19 protein-coding genes are annotated in these 20,195 nt (G+C 68.0%); 7 read left to right on the plus strand and 12 right to left on the minus strand.

The window, feature by feature from the left end; all coding sequences use genetic code 11:
• Positions 1–18: 18 nt before the first annotated feature.
• From cheD to A6745_RS08515, 3 genes are all read right to left on the minus strand, one after another.
• Positions 19–765: a chemoreceptor glutamine deamidase CheD gene (gene cheD, locus A6745_RS08505; protein ID WP_066125652.1), complete on the minus strand. Its 747-nt coding sequence runs from the start codon at positions 763–765 to the stop codon at positions 19–21.
• Positions 766–916: 151 nt separating this feature from the next.
• The gene (locus A6745_RS08510; protein WP_066125653.1) at positions 917–1,825 is read right to left on the minus strand and encodes a cell division protein FtsX; all 909 of its coding nucleotides are present in this window, start codon (positions 1,823–1,825) and stop codon (positions 917–919) included.
• Complete coding sequence (locus A6745_RS08515) at positions 1,822–2,493, minus strand: cell division ATP-binding protein FtsE (RefSeq protein ID WP_066125655.1); 672 nt, start codon at positions 2,491–2,493, stop codon at positions 1,822–1,824. Before A6745_RS08515 ends, A6745_RS08510 begins: the two co-directional genes overlap by 4 nt.
• A gap of 258 nt (positions 2,494–2,751) precedes the next feature.
• Between A6745_RS08515 and A6745_RS08520 the strand changes: the two genes are divergently transcribed.
• The 6 genes from A6745_RS08520 to A6745_RS08545 all read left to right on the plus strand — a co-directional run bounded on the left by A6745_RS08520 (position 2,752) and on the right by A6745_RS08545 (position 8,867).
• Positions 2,752–3,768 carry an amino acid ABC transporter substrate-binding protein gene (locus A6745_RS08520; RefSeq protein WP_066125658.1) on the plus strand — a complete coding sequence of 339 codons (1,017 nt, stop codon included), beginning with the start codon at positions 2,752–2,754 and terminating at the stop codon, positions 3,766–3,768.
• A 139-nt stretch (positions 3,769–3,907) separates the two neighbouring features.
• A complete protein-coding gene (locus A6745_RS08525) occupies positions 3,908–5,098 on the plus strand; it encodes an amino acid ABC transporter permease (protein ID WP_066125661.1) in 1,191 nt (396 codons plus the stop codon).
• A 144-nt stretch (positions 5,099–5,242) separates the two neighbouring features.
• The gene (locus A6745_RS08530) at positions 5,243–6,343 is read left to right on the plus strand and encodes an amino acid ABC transporter permease (RefSeq protein ID WP_066125663.1); all 1,101 of its coding nucleotides are present in this window, start codon (positions 5,243–5,245) and stop codon (positions 6,341–6,343) included.
• A gap of 60 nt (positions 6,344–6,403) precedes the next feature.
• On the plus strand, positions 6,404–7,144 hold the full coding sequence (locus tag A6745_RS08535; RefSeq protein WP_066125665.1) for an amino acid ABC transporter ATP-binding protein: 741 nt from the start codon (positions 6,404–6,406) through the stop codon (positions 7,142–7,144).
• Between the two features lie 264 nt (positions 7,145–7,408).
• Positions 7,409–8,431: a Bug family tripartite tricarboxylate transporter substrate binding protein gene (locus tag A6745_RS08540; RefSeq protein WP_066125667.1), complete on the plus strand. Its 1,023-nt coding sequence runs from the start codon at positions 7,409–7,411 to the stop codon at positions 8,429–8,431.
• Positions 8,432–8,447: 16 nt separating this feature from the next.
• Entirely contained in the window at positions 8,448–8,867 is a 420-nt protein-coding gene (locus tag A6745_RS08545; RefSeq protein ID WP_066125669.1) for a CopD family protein, read from the plus strand.
• Positions 8,868–8,918: 51 nt separating this feature from the next.
• Here the strand turns inward: A6745_RS08545 and A6745_RS08550 are convergent, their stop codons facing one another.
• The 9 genes from A6745_RS08550 to gtdA form a co-directional block, all read right to left on the minus strand.
• Positions 8,919–9,884, minus strand: coding sequence for a Bug family tripartite tricarboxylate transporter substrate binding protein (locus A6745_RS08550; RefSeq protein ID WP_066125671.1), 966 nt, complete (start codon positions 9,882–9,884; stop codon positions 8,919–8,921).
• A gap of 69 nt (positions 9,885–9,953) precedes the next feature.
• The gene (locus A6745_RS08555) at positions 9,954–10,922 is read right to left on the minus strand and encodes a ketopantoate reductase family protein (RefSeq protein WP_066125673.1); all 969 of its coding nucleotides are present in this window, start codon (positions 10,920–10,922) and stop codon (positions 9,954–9,956) included.
• 13 nt (positions 10,923–10,935) lie between these two features.
• Complete coding sequence (locus A6745_RS08560; RefSeq protein ID WP_066125675.1) at positions 10,936–12,708, minus strand: thiamine pyrophosphate-requiring protein; 1,773 nt, start codon at positions 12,706–12,708, stop codon at positions 10,936–10,938.
• A 65-nt stretch (positions 12,709–12,773) separates the two neighbouring features.
• The gene (locus tag A6745_RS08565; protein ID WP_066125676.1) at positions 12,774–14,222 is read right to left on the minus strand and encodes an aldehyde dehydrogenase family protein; all 1,449 of its coding nucleotides are present in this window, start codon (positions 14,220–14,222) and stop codon (positions 12,774–12,776) included.
• Positions 14,223–14,250: 28 nt separating this feature from the next.
• On the minus strand, positions 14,251–14,889 hold the full coding sequence (gene maiA / locus A6745_RS08570) for a maleylacetoacetate isomerase (RefSeq protein ID WP_066125900.1): 639 nt from the start codon (positions 14,887–14,889) through the stop codon (positions 14,251–14,253).
• A 71-nt stretch (positions 14,890–14,960) separates the two neighbouring features.
• Positions 14,961–15,923, minus strand: coding sequence for a Bug family tripartite tricarboxylate transporter substrate binding protein (locus tag A6745_RS08575; RefSeq protein WP_066125678.1), 963 nt, complete (start codon positions 15,921–15,923; stop codon positions 14,961–14,963).
• 56 nt (positions 15,924–15,979) lie between these two features.
• A complete protein-coding gene (locus A6745_RS08580) occupies positions 15,980–17,239 on the minus strand; it encodes a flavin-dependent oxidoreductase (protein WP_066125680.1) in 1,260 nt (419 codons plus the stop codon).
• Positions 17,236–17,940 carry a fumarylacetoacetate hydrolase family protein gene (locus tag A6745_RS08585; RefSeq protein ID WP_066125682.1) on the minus strand — a complete coding sequence of 235 codons (705 nt, stop codon included), beginning with the start codon at positions 17,938–17,940 and terminating at the stop codon, positions 17,236–17,238. The genes A6745_RS08580 and A6745_RS08585 overlap by 4 nt, the downstream gene beginning before the upstream one ends.
• A gap of 80 nt (positions 17,941–18,020) precedes the next feature.
• The gene (gtdA, locus tag A6745_RS08590) at positions 18,021–19,076 is read right to left on the minus strand and encodes a gentisate 1,2-dioxygenase (protein ID WP_066125684.1); all 1,056 of its coding nucleotides are present in this window, start codon (positions 19,074–19,076) and stop codon (positions 18,021–18,023) included.
• Positions 19,077–19,239: 163 nt separating this feature from the next.
• On the opposite strand from gtdA, the gene A6745_RS08595 reads away from it, so the two are divergent.
• The gene (locus tag A6745_RS08595; RefSeq protein WP_066125686.1) at positions 19,240–20,166 is read left to right on the plus strand and encodes a LysR substrate-binding domain-containing protein; all 927 of its coding nucleotides are present in this window, start codon (positions 19,240–19,242) and stop codon (positions 20,164–20,166) included.
• Positions 20,167–20,195 lie beyond the last annotated feature (29 nt).

Consider the following 20,195-nt stretch of genomic DNA (forward strand, 5'->3'; position numbering starts at 1 on the left):
GCCGGCCGGCAGCGTTGGTCAGGACTTGGCCTTGTCGAAGCGTTCGACGCGCATCGGGCTGGGTGTGGCAGGCTTGTCGAAACGCTCGACCTTCATGCCGCCCGCAGGCTTGTCGAAGCGCTCGACCTTCATGCCGCCCGCGGGCTTGTCGAAGCGCTCGACATTTTGCGGGGCCCGCGTTTCCGACTGCACGAACTCGGCGGCCGCCTCTTCGCGCTTGGCGATCAGCACTTCGCCCTTCTGGTGATGCGGGGCCATGCGGCGCACCATCACGCGGCCTTCCTGCGGGAAGAAGTTGATGCGCCGCGCATGGATATCGCCCAGGTCCTGGGCCAGTACCGGGATGCCTTCCATCTTCAGGTAGCTGAGCACGAACTGGCCGTTGCGCTCGCCGATGTTCAACTGCTGCATGGCGCTGAGCACCGCGCCGCCGCCGAAGACCTTGGCTTCGAGGCGCTCGCGCGCTGCGCCGGCCTTGATCAGTTCGTTGATCAGCACTTCCATGGCGAACGAGCCGTAGCGCATGGTGGCCGAGGCTGGCGACGAGGCATCGCCCTCGGGCAGCATGAAGTGGTTCATGCCGCCGACGCCGGTGACCGGGTCGCGCAGACAGGCCGCCACGCACGAGCCCAGCACCGTCGACAACATCAGGTTCTCGTGGGTGGTGGTGACGTAGTATTCGTTCGGCAATATCTTGACCGCGTCGCTCTTGAAGGCGCTGTCGTAGTAGTGGCGCGTGGCGCGGGCTTTTGAGGCGGATGGCATGGGAGCAGGGCGCGAGCCGGAAATTAAACGACAGTATCGGGCATGAATCGTTACATTTATAACAGTTTACAGCTCAAATGTTGCAATACGCCCATCCGATGGGTCCACTGTACCCTGCCATGTGCCAAGTCTGATCTTCCGAACAACGAGCTTAAAAGCGCGTACTACGCGTGACTGACCAGCGGGCCGACAGGGCACCCAATATTCCGGCGGCCACGACGGCCAGCAGCAGCATCGGCGCCCCGGGAAGGTGCAACGCGAACTCGGCGCCATAGCTGTTGGCCAGGCCCAGCAGGGCGTCGTTCAGCGGCGCCAGGGCGATGGCGGCCGCGCCGACGGCCAGCAGGGCGGCCAGCGCGCCCGTCAGGGCGCCCAGATAGAGAAAGGGCCGGCGCACGAAGGCCTCGGTGGCGCCCACCAGGCGTGCCACGGCGATTTCCTCGCGCTGCGTCATGGCCTGCAGCCGCACGGTGTTGAACACCGTGGCCAGCACCACCACCGCCACGCAGATCGCCAGGAAGACCAGGCCGATGCGGGCAAAGCGCAGGATGGCTTCCAGCCGCTGCACCCAGGCGCTGTCCAGTTGCACCTGGTCGACGTGATCCCAGGTGCGCCATTGCCTGGCGAGCGTGTCGGCGCGTTGCGCCAGGTCGCTGCCGTCGGCCAGGGTGGCGACCACGGCGTCGGGCAGGGGATTGCCCTGCAGCACGGCCAGGGCCTCTTGCCAGGCCGGATTGCTGCGCAACTGCTCCAGCGCCTGGCCGCGCGGCACGACGCGCACCGCCGCGACCTGGTCGCCGAACTCGCCGCCGATGCGCTTGGCCACGGCGGCGGCCGCGGTGGCGGGGGCGCCGGGCTGCATGAAGACGGTAAGTTCCGGCGCCACCGATACCTGGCGCGCCACGGGCTGCACCGACACCAGGATGGCCGCGCCCAGCAGGGGCAGGGCCAGCGCCAGCGCCATCACCAGCAGGTTGGCCAGTGAAGAGAACGGCTGTTTCGCCAGGCGGCGCAGCGTGATGGTCAGGGCGTAGCGGTGTTGCCGCAGCAGGGCGTTCATGCGTGGCCTCCGTGCGAATCCTGGAACTTGCCCGGTTCGACCAGCAGCATGCGGGTGGCGTACGCGGCCATCAGGGCCTGGTCGTGCGAGGCGATCAGGGTGGTGACGCCGACGCGGTTGAAGTCGCGGAACACGTTCATGATGCGTTGCGCGTTGCCGTGATCGAGGTTTGCGGTGGGCTCGTCGGCGATCAGGATGGCGGGGCGGTTGACGATGGCCCGCGCGATGGCCAGGCGCTGCTGCTCGCCGCCCGACAGTTCGATCGGATTGAGGTCTTCCTTGCCCGCCAGGCCGACCTTGTCCAGGGCGGCGCGGGCGCGGGCGCTGGCCGACTCGCCCGGATGGCCCAGCACCGCCAGCGGCAGCATGACGTTCTGCAGTGCGCTGCGGTCGAACAACAGGTGGGTGTCCTGCAGGATGACGCCGACGGCGCGCCGCAGATAGGGCCGTTCGCGGGCCGACAGCTTGTCCAGTCTCTGGCCGTTGACCTGGATGGAGCCGCGCGACGGCGGCTCCAGCCCGCCGATCAGTTTCAGCAAGGTGGATTTGCCGGCGCCCGAGGGCCCCGACACGAAGACGAATTCACCGGCCGAGACCCGGAAATTGATGTCGGCCAGAATGTTGCGGCCGCGTCCGTACGATTTGAAGACGTGCTGGAATTCGATCATGGCGGGGCAGGAGTGAAGCAGCAATAGTAACTCGCCCCGGCGCTGCCCCGCAGCGTTCCGAGCCTCACGCGGTGCACCAACAAAGTGCATCGATATGACGTGAAACGTGCGCCAAGATCATATATATGTCCCCGATTCGGATCGTTTGTGCAAAGGGATTTCCCCCATGTCCCCAAATTTGTCCAAACGCTACCATCGCCGCAAGCGTGAGGCCTACCAGGCCCGCGCAGCAGTCGCACCTTACACGGGAGATCGAACATGAAAGTATTGAAACTGGCCGCTGTCGGCGCAGCCCTCTTCGCCGCCGCCTCGGCCGCGCACGCGGGCGCGACGTTCGACAACGTCAAAAAGAAAGGCTTCGTCCAGTGCGGAGTTTCCACCGGCATCTCCGGCTTTTCCATGGCCGACAGCAAGGGTACGTGGCAGGGCATCGACGTGGACATGTGCCGCGCCATCGCTGCCACGATGTTCAATGACGCCAGCAAGTTCAAGGTCACCCCGCTGAACACGCAGCAGCGCTTCACCGCCCTGCAGTCCGGCGAAATCGACGTGCTGACCCGCAACACCACCCAGACGCTGACTCGCGACACGACGCTGGGCCTGATCGGCGCGGGCGTGAACTACTACGACAGCCAGGGCGTCATGGTCTCGAAGGACCTGGGCGTCAAGAGCGCGAAGGAACTGAACGGCGCCACCATCTGCGTGCAGCCGGGCACCACCACCGAACTGAACCTGGCAGACTGGTTCCGTGGCCAGAAGATCGAATTCAAGCCGGTCGTGATCGACAAGTTCGACGAAATCGTGCGTGCCTTCTCGGCTGGCCGTTGCGATGCCTTCACCACCGACAAGTCGCAGCTGGCCTCGGTGCGCACCACGCTGACCGATCCCGACAAGTACGTCATCCTGCCGGAAGACTTCTCGAAAGAGCCGCTGGGCCCCATGGTCCGCCAGGGCGACGAGCAGTGGTTCAACGTGGTCCGCTGGGCGCTGAACGTGCAGCTGGAAGCCGAGGAATACGGCATCACGTCGAAGAACGTCGACGACATGGCCAAGAGCTCCAACCCCAACATCCAGCGCATCCTGGGCACGACCCCGGGCATGGGCAAGAACCTGGGCGTGGACGACAAGTGGGCCTACAACATCATCAAGCAAGTGGGCAACTACGGTGAAGTCTTCGAACGCACCCTGGGCAAGGGCAGCGCGATGAAGCTCGAACGCGGCCTGAATGCCTCGTACAAGCAGGGCGGCATCATGTACGGCTGGCCGGTGCGCTAAGCCGAGCCAGACCGCCTGCCGCGCCATGCCCCTGGGGGCGAGCGCGGCCCCGCCTCGCGGCGGGCATGGCAGGCGCAAGAGCGAAGGCGGCGCACGACGCCGCCTTCGCCGTGTTGTCCGATCTTTATAGAAGCACATCATGGCAACTTCCCCTAAAAGCCCCCCTGTGGCGGCCCCCGTGCGACGCCTGAGCTGGAACGATCCCGGCACGCGCGCGGTGATCTACCAGGTCGTCGCCCTGGGCCTCGTCGCCCTGGCCGTCTGGTTCCTGGTGTCGAACACGCTGCACAACCTGGCGCAACGCAACATCGCCACCGGCTTCGCATTCCTGAGCCGTGAGGCGGGCTTCGCCATCGGCGAAACCTCCGTCGCGTATTCGCCCGCGGATTCCTATGGCCGCGCCATCTGGGTTGGCCTGCTGAACACGCTGCGCGTGGCGGTGCTGGGCATCATCCTGGCTACCCTTCTCGGCACGCTGATCGGCATCGCCCGGCTGTCCAAGAACTGGCTCATTTCCAAGCTCGCCTCGATCTACGTCGAGGTGATGCGCAACATTCCGCTGCTGCTGCAGCTGTTCTTCTGGTACTCGATCATCACGGAAAGCATGCCGGGACCGCGCCAGGCGCACAACCCGCTGCCCGGGGTGTTCATCTCCAACCGCGGCCTGAAAGTGCCCAGCCTGCAGGGCGATTCGTTCGACTGGATACTGGTCGGCGTGGTGGTGGCGATCGTCGCCATCGTGCTGGCGCAGCGCTGGGGCAACAAGCGCCAGCAGGCCACGGGGCGTCCGTTCCCGCTGGGCCGCTGGGCCATCGCCTTCCTCATCGGTTTCCCGGTGCTGGGCTGGCTGGTCAGCGGCGCCTCGCTGGCGCTGGACGTGCCCGAGCTGCGCGGCTTCAACTTCGTGGGCGGCTGGACGCTGTCGCCCGAGTTCTCCGCGCTGCTGGCCGGCCTGGTGATCTACACCTCGGCCTTCGTGGCCGAAGTGGTGCGATCCGGCGTGCAGGCCGTCAACAACGGCCAGTGGGAAGCGGCCGGCTCGCTGGGCCTGCGCCGCGGCCTGGTGCTGCGCCTGGTGGTGCTGCCGCAGGCGCTGCGCGTGATCATCCCGCCGATGACCAGCCAGTATCTCAACCTGACCAAGAACAGCTCGCTGGCCGTGGCCATCGGCTATCCGGACATCGTCTCGGTGGTCAACACCACGTTGAACCAGACGGGCCAGGCCATCGAGGGCATCCTCATCATCATGGCGGCGTATCTCACCGTCAGCCTGTCGATCTCGATTTTCATGAACTGGTACAACAAGCGCATCGCGCTGGTGGAGCGTTGACATGAAGGCCCACCCCTACGCGCTGACGCGCGCTCCCCAGGGGGCGACGCAGGCGGACCGGCAAAGCCGGATCCGCGGCGTCCCCGATCGAGGCGCACCGGTTTCATATGCCGCGGGTGCTGCTTGGCTGCATGAGACGCTGACATGAGCAATACCATACACACTCCCACCGAAGCGTTGCCTGCGCCGTCCAACCAGGTCGGCGCATGGGCCTGGATCAAGTCCAGCCTGTTCTCGTCGCCCCTGAACATCCTGCTGACGGTCCTGTCGGTCTGGCTGATCCTGATGGCCGTGCCGGCACTGGTCGAATGGGCGCTGATCAAGGCCGACTTCAACGCAACGACGGCGGCCGAGTGCCGCGCCACCACCGGCGCGTGCTGGGCCTTCATCGCAGAGAAGCATCGCCTGATCCTCTTCGGCACATATCCGTACGACGAACAGTGGCGTCCGCTGCTGGCCACCATCGTCCTGATCGCGGTCATCGTCTGCAGCGGGATGCGCCGGTTCTGGAACATCGCGCTGCCCATCATCTGGACGATCGGCCTCACGCTGGTCGGCATCCTGATGTGGGGCGGCGTCTTCGGCCTGGAATACGTCGAGAACGCGCGCTGGGGCGGCCTGCCCCTGACGCTGATTCTGTCGACCTTCGGCATCGCCTTCGCCTTCCCGCTCGGCGTGTTGCTGGCGCTGGGCCGCCGTTCGCGCATGCCGGCGATCAAGGCGCTGTGCGTCGTGTACATCGAGCTGATTCGTGGCGTGCCGCTGATCAGCCTGCTGTTCATGTCGTCCGTGATGCTGCCGCTGTTCCTGCCCGAGGGCTATTCGATCGACAAGCTGCTGCGCGCGCAGATCGCCATCATCATGTTCGCGGCGGCCTACATCGCCGAGACGGTGCGCGGCGGCCTGCAGGCCATCCCGAAGGGGCAGTACGAGGGCGCGGATTCGCTGGGCCTGTCGTACTGGCAGCAGATGCGCAAGATCATCCTGCCACAGGCGCTGAAGATCGTCATTCCTCCGCTGGTCAGCATTTTCATCGCGCTGTTCAAGGACACTTCGCTGGTGGTCATCATCGGCATCTTCGACCTGACCCTCGCGGCCAAGGCGGCGTTGTCCGACGCGGCCTGGCGCGGCTTCAGCACCGAGGCCTACGTGTTCATCTCGCTGATCTACTTCGTCTTCTGCTTCTCGATGTCGAAGTACAGCCAGAAACTTGAAAAGCGGCTGCAAACCGGCCACGCCAGATAAAACAATCAAACCGCGCCGCCCCGGGGGCGGCGCGGCCTCAGTCATCACGGGAGTACAGGCATGCCTGACGCCATCATCAGCCTGCAGGACGTGAACAAGTGGTACGGCCAGTTCCACGTTCTGCGCAACATCAACCTCGACGTCGCGCCGGGCGAACGTATCGTGGTCTGCGGCCCGTCGGGTTCGGGAAAGTCCACGATGATCCGCTGCATCAACCGCCTCGAAGAACACCAGGCGGGCAAAATCATCGTCGACGGCACCGAGCTGACGAACGACCTGAAGCAGATCGAGACCATCCGCCGCGACGTCGGCATGGTGTTCCAGCACTTCAACCTGTTCCCGCACCTGACGGTGCTGGAAAACCTGACGCTGGGCCCCACGTGGGTGCTGAAGAAGCCGCGCGCCGAGGCCGAAGCCACGGCCATGCAGTACCTCGAGCGCGTGCGCATCCCGGACCAGGCCAAGAAATTCCCGGGCCAGCTGTCGGGCGGCCAGCAGCAGCGCGTGGCCATCGCGCGTTCGCTGTGCATGCATCCCAAGATCATGCTGTTCGACGAGCCGACCTCCGCCCTCGATCCGGAAATGGTCAAGGAAGTGCTGGACGTGATGGTGACGCTGGCCGAGGAAAGCGGCATGACCATGCTGTGTGTGACCCACGAAATGGGCTTCGCGCGCAAGGTGGCCGACCGCGTGATCTTCATGGACCGCGGCGAGATCATCGAGCAGAACAGCCCGGATGCATTCTTCGACAATCCGCAGAACGAGCGGACGCAGCTGTTCCTGAGCCAGATCCTGCACTGACCCGGTCCTGATCCCAGCATGTCCGAGGCCGCCTTGCGTTGTCGTATGGCGGCCTTTTTCTTTGCATTCCGATTGCGGGCCGGCTTGGGCAGATCCTCCCTGGAACCTGCCAACCGGACGCAATTATTGAAAGAAATCGCTGAATTTTCGGCAATGATTTGCCGCAAATTCACGAATAATTACCTAAAACCGCCAAAAATGAAAAGAATGCGCGCCTCTGTAACTGAGTTATGCTGGCGCCGCTCATCACTGGAGACCCTGCTCATGTCCCGTCCCGACACCCTCCGTTCCACCGCTCGCCGCGCCCTGCTGGGCGGCGTCGTGGCATTGGCCGCCGGCCTGTCCTCGCTGGCCCCGATGGCCGCGCAGGCCGCCGACTACCCCAGCAAGCCGCTGCGTTTCATCGTGCCGTATCCTCCCGGCGGTCCGCTGGACACCATGGCGCGCGTGCTGGCCGAGAAGGTGCGGGCCTCGCTGGGGCAGCCCGTCATCGTCGAGAACAAGGCTGGCGCGGGCGGCAACATCGGCGCCGACCTGATCGCCAAGGCGCAGCCCGACGGCTATACCCTGGGCATGGGCGCCGTGGCCACGCACGCCATCAACCCGTTCCTGTTCAAGAACCTGCCGTACGATCCGATCAAGGATTTCTCGCCCATCACCATCGTGGCCTCGGTGCCGAACGTGCTGGTCATGAACCTGGACTTCGCACAGAAGAACGGCATCAAGACGCTGGCCGACCTGATCGAATACGCCAAGAAGAACCCGGGCAAGCTGAACTATGGCTCGGGCGGCAACGGCAGCGCCGGCCACCTGTCCGGCGAACTGCTCAAGGCGCGCGCCGGCATCAACGTCGAGCACATTCCTTACCAGGGCGCGGCTCCGGCCCAGTTGGCGCTGCTGTCGGGCCAGTCCGACTTCATGTTCGACAACCTGGCCGCGTCGGCCGGCCTGATCAAGGACGGCAAGGTCAAGGCGCTGGCCGTGACCACCGCGCAGCGCTCGTCGCTGCTGCCCGACGTGCCCACCGTGCAGGAAGGCGGCGTGCAGGGCTTCGACCTGGGCACGTGGTTCGGCGTGTTCACCACCGGCGGCGTGCCGGCGGACGTGGTGGCCAAGCTGAACAAGGCCTACTCCGACGCGATGCACCTGCCCGAGGTGCGCGAGCGCCTGCTGGCCATGGGTTCGGAAGCCAAGCCGATGACGGCGCAGGCCTTCGCCGACTTCGTCAAGAAAGAGAAGGACAAGTACCAGGAGATCGTCAAGCTGTCGGGCGCCAGCCTGAACTGACGGGACGACGCCGTCGATGGCCTGGTATCCCTGGCTGCGCGTGCTGCACGTGGCGTTGGCGGCGGCGTGGGTGCTGGGCCTGCTGACGGTGTCGGCCGCCTGTTTTCCCGCGGCGCAGCCGCAGGCCCCGTCGCGGTTCATGCGGGGGCTGGCGCGCTGGAACGTGCGCGTGACCTGGCCGGCCATGCTGCTGGCCCTGGCCGTGGGCACCGAGCTGGCGCGCATGGTGGGCTGGTTCGGCCAGCCCTGGCTCGACGCCAAGCTGGGCCTGGTCGCGGTCCTGATCGCGCTGCAGATCGCCTTGTCCGTGGTGCTGCATCGCCTGCTGCACGTGCAGGGCTACCGCTCGCCGGGCTGGGTGCTGCCCGCCAGCATGGCGGTGTTCATCCTGGGGCTGGGCGTGTTGATCCTGGCGGCGGTCAAGCCGGCGTTCTGACGGCCGGCGCGCCTCGGCGAGCCCGTGCCCGGGCCGCCCGGCGCCATCACATCAGTTCGGCTGTACGCCTGCCTCCTGGGCCACGCGCTTCCACAGCGCGATTTCCTTGCCGATCAGCGCGGCGAATTCCTCCGGGGTATTGCTCTTGGGCGTGATCGACAGGGCCGCGATGCGCTGGCGCACCTCCGGTGCCTGCAGCGCGTCGCGCACGCTGCGCTGCAGCGTCGCGATCACGGCGGGTGGCGTGCCCGCGGGCGCGAACAGTCCGCTCCACAGCTCCACGTCCATGTCGATGCCGGCCTCCTTCATGGTGGGCACGTCCGGCAGATAGGGCGTGCGCTGCGCCGAGGTGACCGCCAGCGCGCGCACGCGGCCGCCCTTGATCATCGGCGTGGCCGGACCCGCGTCCACCAGGGTCATGGTGGCGTCGCCGGTGCTGACGGCGGTGATCGAATCCATGCTGCCTTTGTAGGGGATGTATTCGAAGTGCGTGCCGGTCTGCTTCTTGAACAGCTCGGTCATCAGTTGGAACGACGCGGCGCTGGCGCTGTAGTTCGATTTCTTGGGATTGGCCGCCGCATAGGCCTTCAGGCCCTTCAGGGTCGACGTCTCCTTGTTGGCGGACTGCGTCAGAAGGATCAGCGGAAACGTGCCGACCAGCGAGATCGGGGCCAGGTCCTTGTCCGGCGCATAGGGCAGCGACTTGTACAGCGCGGGATTGAACGAGATGGGGCCGCTTGCGCCCATCAGCAGCGTATAGCCGTCGGGCTTCGCCTTGGCCACGTAGGTGGCGCCGACGATGGAAGCCACGCCGGGCTTGTTCTCGACGATGACGGGCTGCTTCAGCGACACCGTCAGCCTGTCGGCCAGGATGCGGGCCAGGATGTCGTTGGCGCCGCCGGCGCTGTAGCCGACGATGATGGTGATGGGATGCGCGGGAAAGGCTTCCTGCGCCTGCGCGGCGGTGCCCGCGCAGGTCAGGCCTGCGGCCAGCGCAAGGGTTGCGGGACGGATCATGGTGTTGTCTCCTCGGGTGGGGGGGCGGGCCGTGGCTGCGGTCTCGTCGCTGCGGGTGGGACGGCGCGGTCAGGCCGGTGGTTCGGGGTGCGCCAGTTGCCAGCCGCGTGCGGTCTCCAGCCCCTTCACCAGCCGGTAAACGGTACGGCATGCGTGCACGGCGATGCCCAGGCGTTCGCCCTCGCGCACGATGAAGCCGGTCAATTCGTCGATCTCGGTGGCCGCGCCGCGCGCGATGTCCAGCGCCATCGATCCGGCATGGCGGCTGACCGGGCGCCGGCCGGCGCGCGTGTCGTGCACCAGCGCCATGGGATCGAACGCGAAACGGCCGCCCAGCGCCCGGACCACGTCGGTGCTCTCCCGCGCCATGTCGTCGATCAGCGCCGTGATGTCGGGCGATCCATAGCGCGCGGCGTTCACGCCCAGCAGCAGTGCGCCCACGGGGTTCATCACGCAGTTGAATACGAACTTGGACCAGACCGCGTCCATCGGATCGTCCAGCGTGCGGGTTGGCAGGCCTGCTTCGGTCAGCAGCGCGGCCAGCCAGGCGCTATCGGCGGCCTCGCCGCGGGTCGGTCCCAGCCACGTGGTGTTGCCGCGGATCAGGTGTGCGATGCGGCCCGGGGCCAGGTAGCGTCCCGCGTCCAGCGAGACGCCGCGCGCCACCTTGCAATCGGAGCCGGTCTCGAGGATTTCGCTGTTGCCCATGCCGTTCTGCAGCGTGACCAGCAGGGGGCGGTTCCTGGCCAACAGCGGCCGCAGCACGGCCAGGGCGTCGGCGGTGCGGCCGGACTTGACCAGGAACAGCATGGCATCGAAGTTATCGCCGTGCAGGGCGGCGGCGTCGGTCTCGGCGCGCAGCGTGCACGCGAATTGTTCCTCGCCTTCGATGCGCAGCCCGTCCTGGCGGATCGCGGCCACGTGGGCGGCATCGGTGTCCAGCGCGGTCACGTCGGCCACTCGCGTCAGGTGGGCGGCGAAGATGCCGCCCATGGCACCGCAGCCGACCACCAGGATGCGGTGTTGGGTATCGGGCATGGCTGTCTCCTGATTAGATCTGGCCGATCCGCACGTGCAGCAGCGCGGCCTGCCCGCCATCCAGCGCCTGCAGGCAGCGCGTGATGGCGGCGGGCAGTTCGTCCGGCTCGGCCACGTGTTCGCCGTGCGCCCCGAATGCCTGCGCCACCTGGTCGAAGCGGCGTTGCCGGCCGTCCAGGCGCGCCTGGAAGTCGTTGACGCCGGCCGCCTCGCCGTCCGGATACACGCGCAGCACGGCCTCTTTCACCGCCTGCCAGCCACCGTTGTCCAGCACCACCGTGAGGATGGGCAGGCCGTAGTTCTGCGCCACCGCATAGACCGAGGTCGGCGTCGAGAAATGGAAGCCTCCGTCGCCCACCACCTGCACCACGCGGCAAGCCGGCCGCGCCAGCTTCACGCCCAGCGCTAGGCCGCCGCTGTAGCCCAGGCCGCCGCCGGAGCAGCCCAGCAGCGTCATGGGTTCGGTGCGGGGGATCTGCCCCAGCACCGCGGGCGAGTTGCGGATGGCCTCGTTGATGACGATGTCGTCCTGGCGCAATGCCGCGCCCAGCGTGGCGCACACGTATTGCGGCGAGATCGCGCCAGAGGCGCCGCGCTGGCCGGCCGCGCGCGTCAGCGCGGCGCGGCGCGCGGCGTTGGGCTCTTCCCAGCCGGCTATGCGCTGCGCCACGCGGCGTTCGAACTCGGGCGTGGCCAGCCGCTCGACGGCCTCCAGCACCTGCTCGAGCGCGCGGCCGCAATCCGCCTGCAGCCGCGTGTGGGTGGCGAAGCCCCACATCGGGAAGTCGCGCTTGATCGGGTCGACGTCGATGTGGGTCCAGCGCGTGTCCGGATGCTCGGTGGCGAATTTCGGCAGCCAGGGCACGTCCACGTCCAGCAGCAGGCCGACGTCGGCGTCGGCCAGGCCGGGCTTGGGATCGAAGCCGCCGAAGCACGGATGGTCGCGCGGCAGGTTCATGTGGGTGGGCATGAACTCGTAGACGCGGATGCCGCAGCGTTGCGCCAGGGCCTGCAGCGCGTGCACCGCGGGCGCCTTGCGGCCCAGGTAGGCGGTGACCGCGATGGGGCTGCGCGCGTCGACCAACTGGCGCGCGATGGACTCGGCCTGCAGCGGATCGATGCCGCCCGCTGCCACCGCCCCGTAGCGGTCGGCCGGAAAGGCGCGCACCTGTTCGGGCGCCCACTGCTCGGCCAGCGTCTCGCGCGGCAGGGTCATGTACACGGGCCCGGGCGGGTCGCTGTGCATCACGGCATGGCCGCGCCGCAGCGCTTCCTTCGCCACCACGCCCGAGGGCAGGGAGTATTCCCACTTCACGTAGGGCCGCACCAGGCTGGCGATGTCGAAGGGGTCCTGCACGAAGTGCACGTAGTTGTCGCGCGAGCCCGGCAGCTCGCCGCGCAGCGTGTAGGGCGCCCTGCCGGCGATCAGCATCACCGGCAGGCGGCCGCGGAACATGTTGTGCAGGCCCATCGCCGCATTGGCGGTGCCGGCGTCGACGTGCACCATCACGGCCTGCCCGCGTCCCGTCATGGCGGCGTAGCCCGCGGCCATGTGCACCGCCACGTTCTCGTGCGGGCACAGGATGGTGCGCGCCTGCTCGCGCCCCTCGCGTTTCCCGCGGGCCATCTCCTCGATCAGCGCGACGTGGTCCGTGCCGAAGTTGGAGAAAATGTAGTCCACGCCGATCTCGTTCAGGCCCTCCAGGAAATAATGCGCGGCGCTGCGGGATGGGCCGGGCGTGGCGGGGGCTGCCGCCTGAGCGGCGGGCGTTGCGGTTCGATCCATGATGTCTCCAGTCGCCGGGGTCGGTCGCCGCGGCTGTTCTGCTTGGTGTAGGCAGGCCCCGGGCGTCAGGCCCGGGTTTCGTAATAGAAGTGCTTGGTCTCCAGGAAGTCGTTCAGGCCTTCCTGGCCGTGCAGCCGGCCATAGCCGCTGTCGGCATGACCGCCGGTCTCCGCTTCGGCGTACAGCTTGTTGTGCGTGTTGGCCCATACCGTGCCGAACCGCATGCGCCCCGCCACGCGGCGCGCCCGTTCGGCGTCGGCCGACCATACGCTGGAGGCCAGGCTGTAGCGGGTGGCGTTGGCGCGCGCCAGTGCATCCTCCTCGTCGCGAAAGCGTTCGACCACGACGAGCGGGCCGAACAGCTCGCGCTGCACGTAGTCGGAACTCAGGTCTTCGATGGCCACCAGGCTGGGCTCGATGAAGGCGCCACGCGCCAGCTCGCCGCCGGGAATGCGTCCCTGTAGCAGCACCGTTCCTGCATCGCCGGCACGCTCGACCAGGCCCGCGATGCGGTCGCGGTTGGCCGCGTCGATCAGACAGCCCATCTGGGATTGCGGATCGTCTCCGCGACCCACCCGCACCGCCCGATAGGCCTCGGCCAGCCCGCGCGTGAAGTCGCCGTAGGCGTCGTCCTGGACCAGCACGCGGCTGATGGCGGTGCATTGCTGGCCCGCCAGGATAAGGCTGCCCGCCACGATGCCGGCGATGGTGCGGTCGTGCGCGGCGTCGGCGAACACCACGGCGGGCGCCTTGCCGCCCAGCTCCAGCGACAGGCGCTTGAGCGTGCCCGCGGCGGCCTGCGCGATTCGCTTGCCCACGGCCGTCGATCCCGTGAAGCTGACCACGTCGACGTCCGGCGAGGCGCAGAGCCGCTGCGACACGGCCGAGCCGGATTCGATCACCGAATTCACGATCCCGGCGGGGATGCGCTCGTCCTGCACCAGGCATTCCAGCGCGAGGTCGTGTGCCTGCGCCGTCTGGAAGGCGGGCTTGACCACCACCGAGCAACCCGCGGCCAGCGCCGGCGCCAGCGAGCGTGCCAGCAGGGTGATGGGGGCGTTCCACGGCAGGATGATGGCGGCCACGCCCGCGGCCTCGCGCTCCAACGAGCTGTAGCAGCCGGGTTCCATCTCGGCGATGCGGCCGAACAGGTTGCGCGCCAGCCCGGCGTAGTAGCGCAGCTCGGAGACCGCCGCCAGGGTCTCGCCCAGGGCCTCGCGCCGCAGCTTGCCATTGAGAGTGACCAGCCAGTCGGCCACGTCTTCCTTGCGCGCTTCCAGCCGGTCGGCGGCGCGCAGCAGCACGTCCGCGCGCAGCCGCGGCGAGCGGCGCCATTCGGTGCGGTCGAAGGCGCGCCTGGCCGCCGCGATGGCGGCCTCGGCCTCGGCCAGACCGCCGTCGGCGAACCGCGCGGCCACCTGTCCCGTGGCGGGGTTGAACGCATCGCCCAAGGAGGACGACCCCGTGGCGGCTTCGATCCAATGGCCATCGATGTAGTGCCTGGCGGTCTGCATGCGATGCTCCTTTTAGTGTCAACAGGCCCTAGGCCGTGTGGTCGGGCTGCGCCGTGGGGGCGGCGGCGCGGAAGGCGGGCTGTTGCGCGCAGTGGTCGTGCACCGCCAGCGCGCGCGGGAACGCGGACAGGTCGCAGCCCATGCGCTGTGCGTTGGCCACCTGCGGCACCAGGCAGCAGTCGGCCAGCGTCGGCGCCTGGCCGAAGCAGTACGGACTCTCGGGCTGGCGAGCCAGCATGGCCTCGACGCTGGCCATGCCTTCGGCGATCCAGTGGCGGTACCACGCGGTCTTCTGCGCGTCGGTGACCTTCAGTTCCGCCTGCAGGTACTTCAGCACGCGCAGGTTGTTCACGGGATGGATGTCGCAGGCGATGACGTTGGACAGCTCCAGCACGCGGGCGCGCTGCGGCGGATCCTGCGGGATCAGCCGGGGTTCGGGATGGCGCGCATCCAGGTAGTCGATGATCGCCAGGGACTGCGACAGCTCGAACGCGTCGTGGGACAGCAGCGGCACGCAGGCCGAGGGGTTGCGCGCAACGTAGTGCGGCTGGCGATGCTCCAGCACGCGGATGTTGACGGGCAGGGTCTCGTACGCGATGCCCTTGAGCGCCAGGGCGATGCGCACGCGGTACGAAGTCGAGCTGTTGAAGAAGCTGTGTAGTTGCATGGGAAGACACACCTGGATCGGAAAGGCGGGCGGGGCCATGCCCGCCGGGGGGGGGGCGCGCGCGGCGCGGATCACTCGGCCGTGATGCCGGCGCGCTGGACGATCTCGCTCCAGCGTTTCTCGTCCTTCGAGATCAACTGGCCGAATTCGGCGGGCGTGGAAGTGGCGGGCACCATGCCCTGTGCCTCGAAGGCGGTGGCCACGCCGGGGGCCTTCAACGCCTGGGCGATCTGCTTGTTCAGGGCGTCGACGATGGCCGGGGGCGTGCCCTTGGGCGCCAGCACGCCGTACCACATGTCCACGTCGGCGCCCTGCAGGCCGGCCTCGGCCAGCGTGGGCAGGTCGGGCAGCTGGGCCAGGCGCTTGGGACTGCCGGTGGCGATGGCAGTGAGCTTGCCGGCCCTGATCTGCGGCAGCGCGACGTGCACGGGCAGGAACATGTAGTCGAGCCGTCCGCCCAGCATGTCGGTCACGGCGCCCGAGGTGCCCTTGTAGGGCACGTGCAGCATCGTGGTCTTGGTCTGGTCCAGGAACAGCGCCATCGACAGGTGGTGCGGCGTGCCCACGCCCGGCGTGCCATAGGTCAGCTTGCCCGGGCTGGCCTGCGCGGCGCGCACCACGTCGGCCACCGTCCTGGCCGGATTCGAGGGATGCGTGACCAGCAGCAGCGAGCCCCAGGAGGTCAGGCTGACGGGCGCGAAGTCCTTTACGGGGTCGTAGCGCAGCTTGCCTTGGTAGAGGCTCGCGTTCATCACGAACGTGTTCACCGTGACCATCAGCGTGTAGCCATCGGGTTCGGCGCGCGCCACCTTCTCGCTGCCGATGTTGCCGCTGGCGCCCGGCAGGTTCTCCACCACCACGGGCTGGCCCAGTGTCTTGGGCAGGCCGGCCGCCAACTGGCGCGCGATCAGGTCGATGCCGGTGCCGGGGGTGAAGGGCACCACCAGCGTGATGGGCCGTTCGGGCCAGGCCGCGTGGGCGGAACCCGCGATGGCCAGCATCAGGCAGGCCAGTACGTTCAGAAGGCGCTTCATGGTTGTCTCCGTTGTGGACGGGCCGTGTATCCGGCCCTGCCCGTTGTGTACGTGCGTCAGAGGAACGACGGCCGGGCCTTCAAGGCCACCGGGTCGAACCCTGCCACACGCCTGTAGTTGGCCGATATGTTTTCCAGCTCGGCCGCGCTGATGACGTCTTCGATGCGGGCATAGGGACGGTCGCCCGAGCGCACGTGGACCTCGCGCAGGATGGCGTCGGGCGGATTGGCGCGGTTGGTCAGCACGACGCGCGTGGTGGCTTCGACGCGCGCGCGGTCGTAGTCGGCCAGCGCGGCGGGCGTCAGGCCCTGGCGCTTCAGTTGGCCCGCCAGGTAGCGGGCATCGATGACCGCCTGGCCGGCGCCGTTGGAGCCGCGCGGCACCATCGGATGCGCGGCATCGCCCAGCAGGGTCAAGCGGCCCTGTGTCCAGGTGGGCAGCGGGTCCTGGTCGACCATGGGATATTCCAGGATGCTGTCGGCGTCCTGGATCAGCGCCGCCACGTCCAGCCAGTCGAAGTGCCAATCGGCGAAGGCCGGGAAGAAGTCTTCCAGGCGGCCGGCGCGCGTCCAGTCGCGCACAGCGGGCTCGGCGGCCTCGATCTCCGCCACCCAGTTCACCAACTGGTTGCCCTGCGCATCGATGTCGTCGCGGATGGGATAGATGACCATCTTGCCGGTGGACAGCCACCCCGCGCGCACCATGCTGGCGCCGCTCAGGAAGGGCTTGCAGCGCGTGGTGCCGCGCCACATGTTGACGCCCGAGTAGCGTGGCGCGCCTTCCTGCGGGTACAACTGCTTGCGCAGCGCGGAATGGATGCCGTCGCAGCCGACCGCGAGCGCGCCGCGCACGGATGGCAGCTCGCGCCCGTCGCCGTCGCGCAAGCGCGCGGTGATACCGGCGTCGTCCTGGTCGACGCGGATGCAGCGCGCGTCGGTCACCACGCTGTCGGGGCCCAGCCGTTGCCGCACCGCGTCCAGCAGCGCCATCTGCAGGTCGCCCCGGTGGATCGAGTACTGCGGCCAGTCGTAGCCGGCGGCCTGGCCGGCCGGCTCGCGATAGATGAGCTGCCCATGGCGGGTGTAGAACACCGATTCCTGGGTGCGCACGCCGACCGGGTCCAGCGCCGGCAGCAGGCCAAGTTCGTCCAGTTCGCGCGTGGCGTGCGGCAGCAGGTTGATGCCCACGCCCAGCGGACGGATCTCGCGCACCGCTTCGTACACGCGGCAGGCGATGCCGGCCTGGTGCAGGCTGAGCGCGAGCACCAGCCCGCCCACGCCCGCGCCGATGATGACGACGTCGGTGTCGCGCGTCATGGCTGCACCACTTTCACGTCGATGGTGCCCAGGCCGTCCACGCCGCCTTGCATGGTGTCGCCCGCCTTCACCGGCCCCACGCCTTCGGGCGTGCCGGTGTAGATCAGGTCGCCCGGCTCGAGCTGGAAGTAGCGCGACAGGTACGAGATGGTCTCGGCGACAGACCATATCAGCTTGGACAGGTCGCTGCGCTGTTTGTCCTGGCCGTTGACCTTCAGCCAGATGGCCGCGTCGTCCAGCGCGCCGGTCTGCGCGGCGGGCACCAGCGGGCCCAGCGGCGCGCTGTGGTCGAAGGCCTTGCCCAGTTCCCACGGGCGGCCGGCCTCGCGGGCCTTCATCTGCAGGTCGCGGCGCGTCATGTCCAAGCCCACGCCGTAGCCCCACACGTGGTCCAGCGCCTGTTCGACGGCGATATTGCTGCCGCGCCTGCCGATGGCCGCGACCAGTTCGATCTCGTAGTGGAAGTTGGCGGTCTCGCTTGGAAAGGGCAGTTCCAGCGTGACGCCTTCGGCCACCGGCATCACGGCGTCGGCGGGCTTGCAGAAGAAGAAGGGCGGCTCGCGGTCGGGATCGAAGCCCATCTCGCGGGCATGCGCCGCGTAGTTGCGGCCGACGCAGTAGACGCGGCGCACGGGGAACAGCTCGGCGCGGCCGGCGATCAGCGCGCCGGTGACGGTGGGGGGAGTGAAGACGTACGACATGAGAGACCCTGTTCGGATGGGATGAAGCATCGATTCGTAAGGGGCGCCGCGCGGACGCGCGTCCCGCGGCGCAAAGCGTTTCAGTCCTCGCGCGATTCGCGCCAGAGGCCCAGCGCGGCCTGCACGGGCCGGTCTGAATAGCTGAACAGCGTGGCGTCCTCGAGCGCGGCCAGCTGCACCGGCTGCCAAGACGGCGCGACGAACACGTCGTGCGGCGCGAATGCGAATTCCTGGTTGCCGATGCGTGCCGATCCGCGGCCTTCCACCACGCAGTACACGGTGGAGTCCGTGGCGCGGCTGGTGCGGCCCTGGAAGCCGGCGGGCAGGAACTGCATGAACGTGCCCATGGTGGGCATGGGGTAGCCGCCCGTGGCGGGATTGACGTAGCGCAGCTTCACGCCGTCCCAGGCGTCGAGTTCGCCGTGCCGGTACAGCCGGTCCAGCGCCTCGCGGCTGCGTTCGTAGGGGTAGTTGAAGATGGGCGAGGAGGACGCGTGCGCCGCCTGGTGGCGCACGGGCAGCATGTTGTAGCCATAGCGCGCGCCGCTGTCGCCTTCCGGACGCGTTACGGGCTGGGTGGCGGCCGGATAGTTCTCGGCGAAGCCCGCGTCCAGCATGCGCAGCAGCGGAATGTCCAGGCCGTCCAGCCAGACGACCGGCTCGCCGCCCTCGGCCGCCTCGGCATTGCCGTGGTCGTGCCAGGTCCACGACGGCGTGATGATGAAGTCGCCGGGATGCATGGTGGTGCGCTCGCCGTTGACGGCGGTGTACGCGGTGCGGCCCTCGACGATGAAACGCAGCGCCGATTGGGAGTGGCGATGGCTGGGCGCGATCTCGCCCGGCAGGATCAGCTGCAGGCCGGCATACAGCGTCTGGGTGACGCTGGCCTGGCCCCGCAGGCCGGGGTTCTCGAGGATCAGCACCCGCCGAACGGCTTCCTCGGCGCTGATCAGCGAACCCGAGGCCAGCACGTCGGCGCGCACGTCCTCGTATTTCCAGATGGCCGGCACGCAGCGCGGCGCGGGCTGGCGCGGTACGAGATTGTGCAGGGATTCCCACAGGGGGGCCATGTTCTTGCGGCCGATGCGCGCGTAGTAGGCCTGCCGCGCGTCGCCGGGCGATTTACCGTCGGGCATGTTTTGTCTCCGTCGTGTACGGAACGCGTCGCGGCGTTCCGGCCTGCATCTTGTCGCCAGGATGGCGCGGCAGGTCGTGGAGCTATTATGGGCGCGCCGATATGCTAAAAAAAATGAAGAAAACTTATCATCCATACGATAAAACGTATGGCAGGATGGAGAGATGGACTGGACCTACCGCCTGCGCCTGCGCAACGTGAAGATGCTGCTCAGCCTGGCCCAGACCCGCAACATCAGCCACTCGGCGGCCATGCTGAACACCACCCAGCCCGGGCTGTCGAAATGGCTCAAGGACCTGGAAGAGGACATCGGGCTGCCTTTGTTCGAGCGCCACGCGCGCGGCCTGCTGCCCACCCCATATGGCGAAGTGCTGATCGCCCATGCGCAGCGCCTGGATTCGCAGCTGGAGCGTGCCAGCACCGACATGGCGGCGTTGCGCGAGGGCGGCAGCGGCAGGGTGGTGCTGGGGGCGTCCGGCGCGGCCGCGTCCGATACCGTGCCGCTGGCCGTGCTGCGCCTGCTCGAGCGCATGCCGCAGGCGCGCATCAGCCTGGTCGAGGGCACGACCGACCGCTTGCTGGCGCAACTGGCGCAGGGTGACCTGGACGTGGTCGTGGGGCGCCTCGCGCCCGAGTATCACGATCCCGTGGTGCAGTCGGCCGCGCTGTACATGGAACCCATCCACCTGGTCGCGCGGCCGCGCCATCCCCTGGCGGCGCGCGTGGCGCTGCAGTGGGCCGATCTGCTGGCTTACCGCTGGATTCTCTGGCCCAAGGGCACGCCCATCCGCAATGCGCTGGACACGGCGCTGGCCGCGGCCGGACAGCCCACGCCGGCAGATGCTATCGAGTCCAACTCGGTCACCATCAACCTGACCCTGATCAACACCAGCGACATGATCGGCGTGGCCTCGCACCGCGCCGCGCTGCGCCTGTCGCAGATGAACGCCATGCGCATCCTGCCGATACGCCTGTCGGGCTTCGGCTCCGTGGCGATGTACTGGCGGCGCGAGAAATACCCGCCGCAAGCGGTCCGGATGGCGATGGCCTGCCTGCGCGAAGTGGTGGCCGAGCACGCGCCGGCGGCGTGAAAGAGCCCGGTGGGTGAGCGGGCGGCCCG

The sequence above is a fragment of the Bordetella ansorpii genome (assembly GCF_900078705.1).
In the GTDB taxonomy this organism is placed as follows: domain Bacteria; phylum Pseudomonadota; class Gammaproteobacteria; order Burkholderiales; family Burkholderiaceae_B; genus Bordetella; species Bordetella ansorpii_A.

Bases quoted from the DNA above. Each gene is read 5' to 3' on its own strand.
- A6745_RS08540 (WP_066125667.1), top strand. From the start codon at position 7,409: ATGTCCCGTCCCGACACCCTCCGTTCCACCGCTCGCCGCGCCCTGCTG.
- A6745_RS08525 (WP_066125661.1), top strand. From the start codon at position 3,908: ATGGCAACTTCCCCTAAAAGCCCCCCTGTGGCGGCCCCCGTGCGACGC.
- A6745_RS08595 (WP_066125686.1), top strand. From the start codon at position 19,240: ATGGACTGGACCTACCGCCTGCGCCTGCGCAACGTGAAGATGCTGCTC.
- A6745_RS08510 (WP_066125653.1), bottom strand. From the start codon at position 1,825: ATGAACGCCCTGCTGCGGCAACACCGCTACGCCCTGACCATCACGCTG.
- A6745_RS08575 (WP_066125678.1), bottom strand. From the start codon at position 15,923: ATGAAGCGCCTTCTGAACGTACTGGCCTGCCTGATGCTGGCCATCGCG.
- A6745_RS08545 (WP_066125669.1), top strand. From the start codon at position 8,448: ATGGCCTGGTATCCCTGGCTGCGCGTGCTGCACGTGGCGTTGGCGGCG.
- A6745_RS08585 (WP_066125682.1), bottom strand. From the start codon at position 17,940: ATGTCGTACGTCTTCACTCCCCCCACCGTCACCGGCGCGCTGATCGCC.
- cheD (WP_066125652.1), bottom strand. From the start codon at position 765: ATGCCATCCGCCTCAAAAGCCCGCGCCACGCGCCACTACTACGACAGC.
- gtdA (WP_066125684.1), bottom strand. From the start codon at position 19,076: ATGCCCGACGGTAAATCGCCCGGCGACGCGCGGCAGGCCTACTACGCG.
- A6745_RS08560 (WP_066125675.1), bottom strand. From the start codon at position 12,708: ATGGATCGAACCGCAACGCCCGCCGCTCAGGCGGCAGCCCCCGCCACG.
- A6745_RS08520 (WP_066125658.1), top strand. From the start codon at position 2,752: ATGAAAGTATTGAAACTGGCCGCTGTCGGCGCAGCCCTCTTCGCCGCC.
- maiA (WP_066125900.1), bottom strand. From the start codon at position 14,889: ATGCAACTACACAGCTTCTTCAACAGCTCGACTTCGTACCGCGTGCGC.
- A6745_RS08550 (WP_066125671.1), bottom strand. From the start codon at position 9,884: ATGATCCGTCCCGCAACCCTTGCGCTGGCCGCAGGCCTGACCTGCGCG.
- A6745_RS08580 (WP_066125680.1), bottom strand. From the start codon at position 17,239: ATGACGCGCGACACCGACGTCGTCATCATCGGCGCGGGCGTGGGCGGG.
- A6745_RS08535 (WP_066125665.1), top strand. From the start codon at position 6,404: ATGCCTGACGCCATCATCAGCCTGCAGGACGTGAACAAGTGGTACGGC.
- A6745_RS08555 (WP_066125673.1), bottom strand. From the start codon at position 10,922: ATGCCCGATACCCAACACCGCATCCTGGTGGTCGGCTGCGGTGCCATG.
- A6745_RS08530 (WP_066125663.1), top strand. From the start codon at position 5,243: ATGAGCAATACCATACACACTCCCACCGAAGCGTTGCCTGCGCCGTCC.
- A6745_RS08565 (WP_066125676.1), bottom strand. From the start codon at position 14,222: ATGCAGACCGCCAGGCACTACATCGATGGCCATTGGATCGAAGCCGCC.
- A6745_RS08515 (WP_066125655.1), bottom strand. From the start codon at position 2,493: ATGATCGAATTCCAGCACGTCTTCAAATCGTACGGACGCGGCCGCAAC.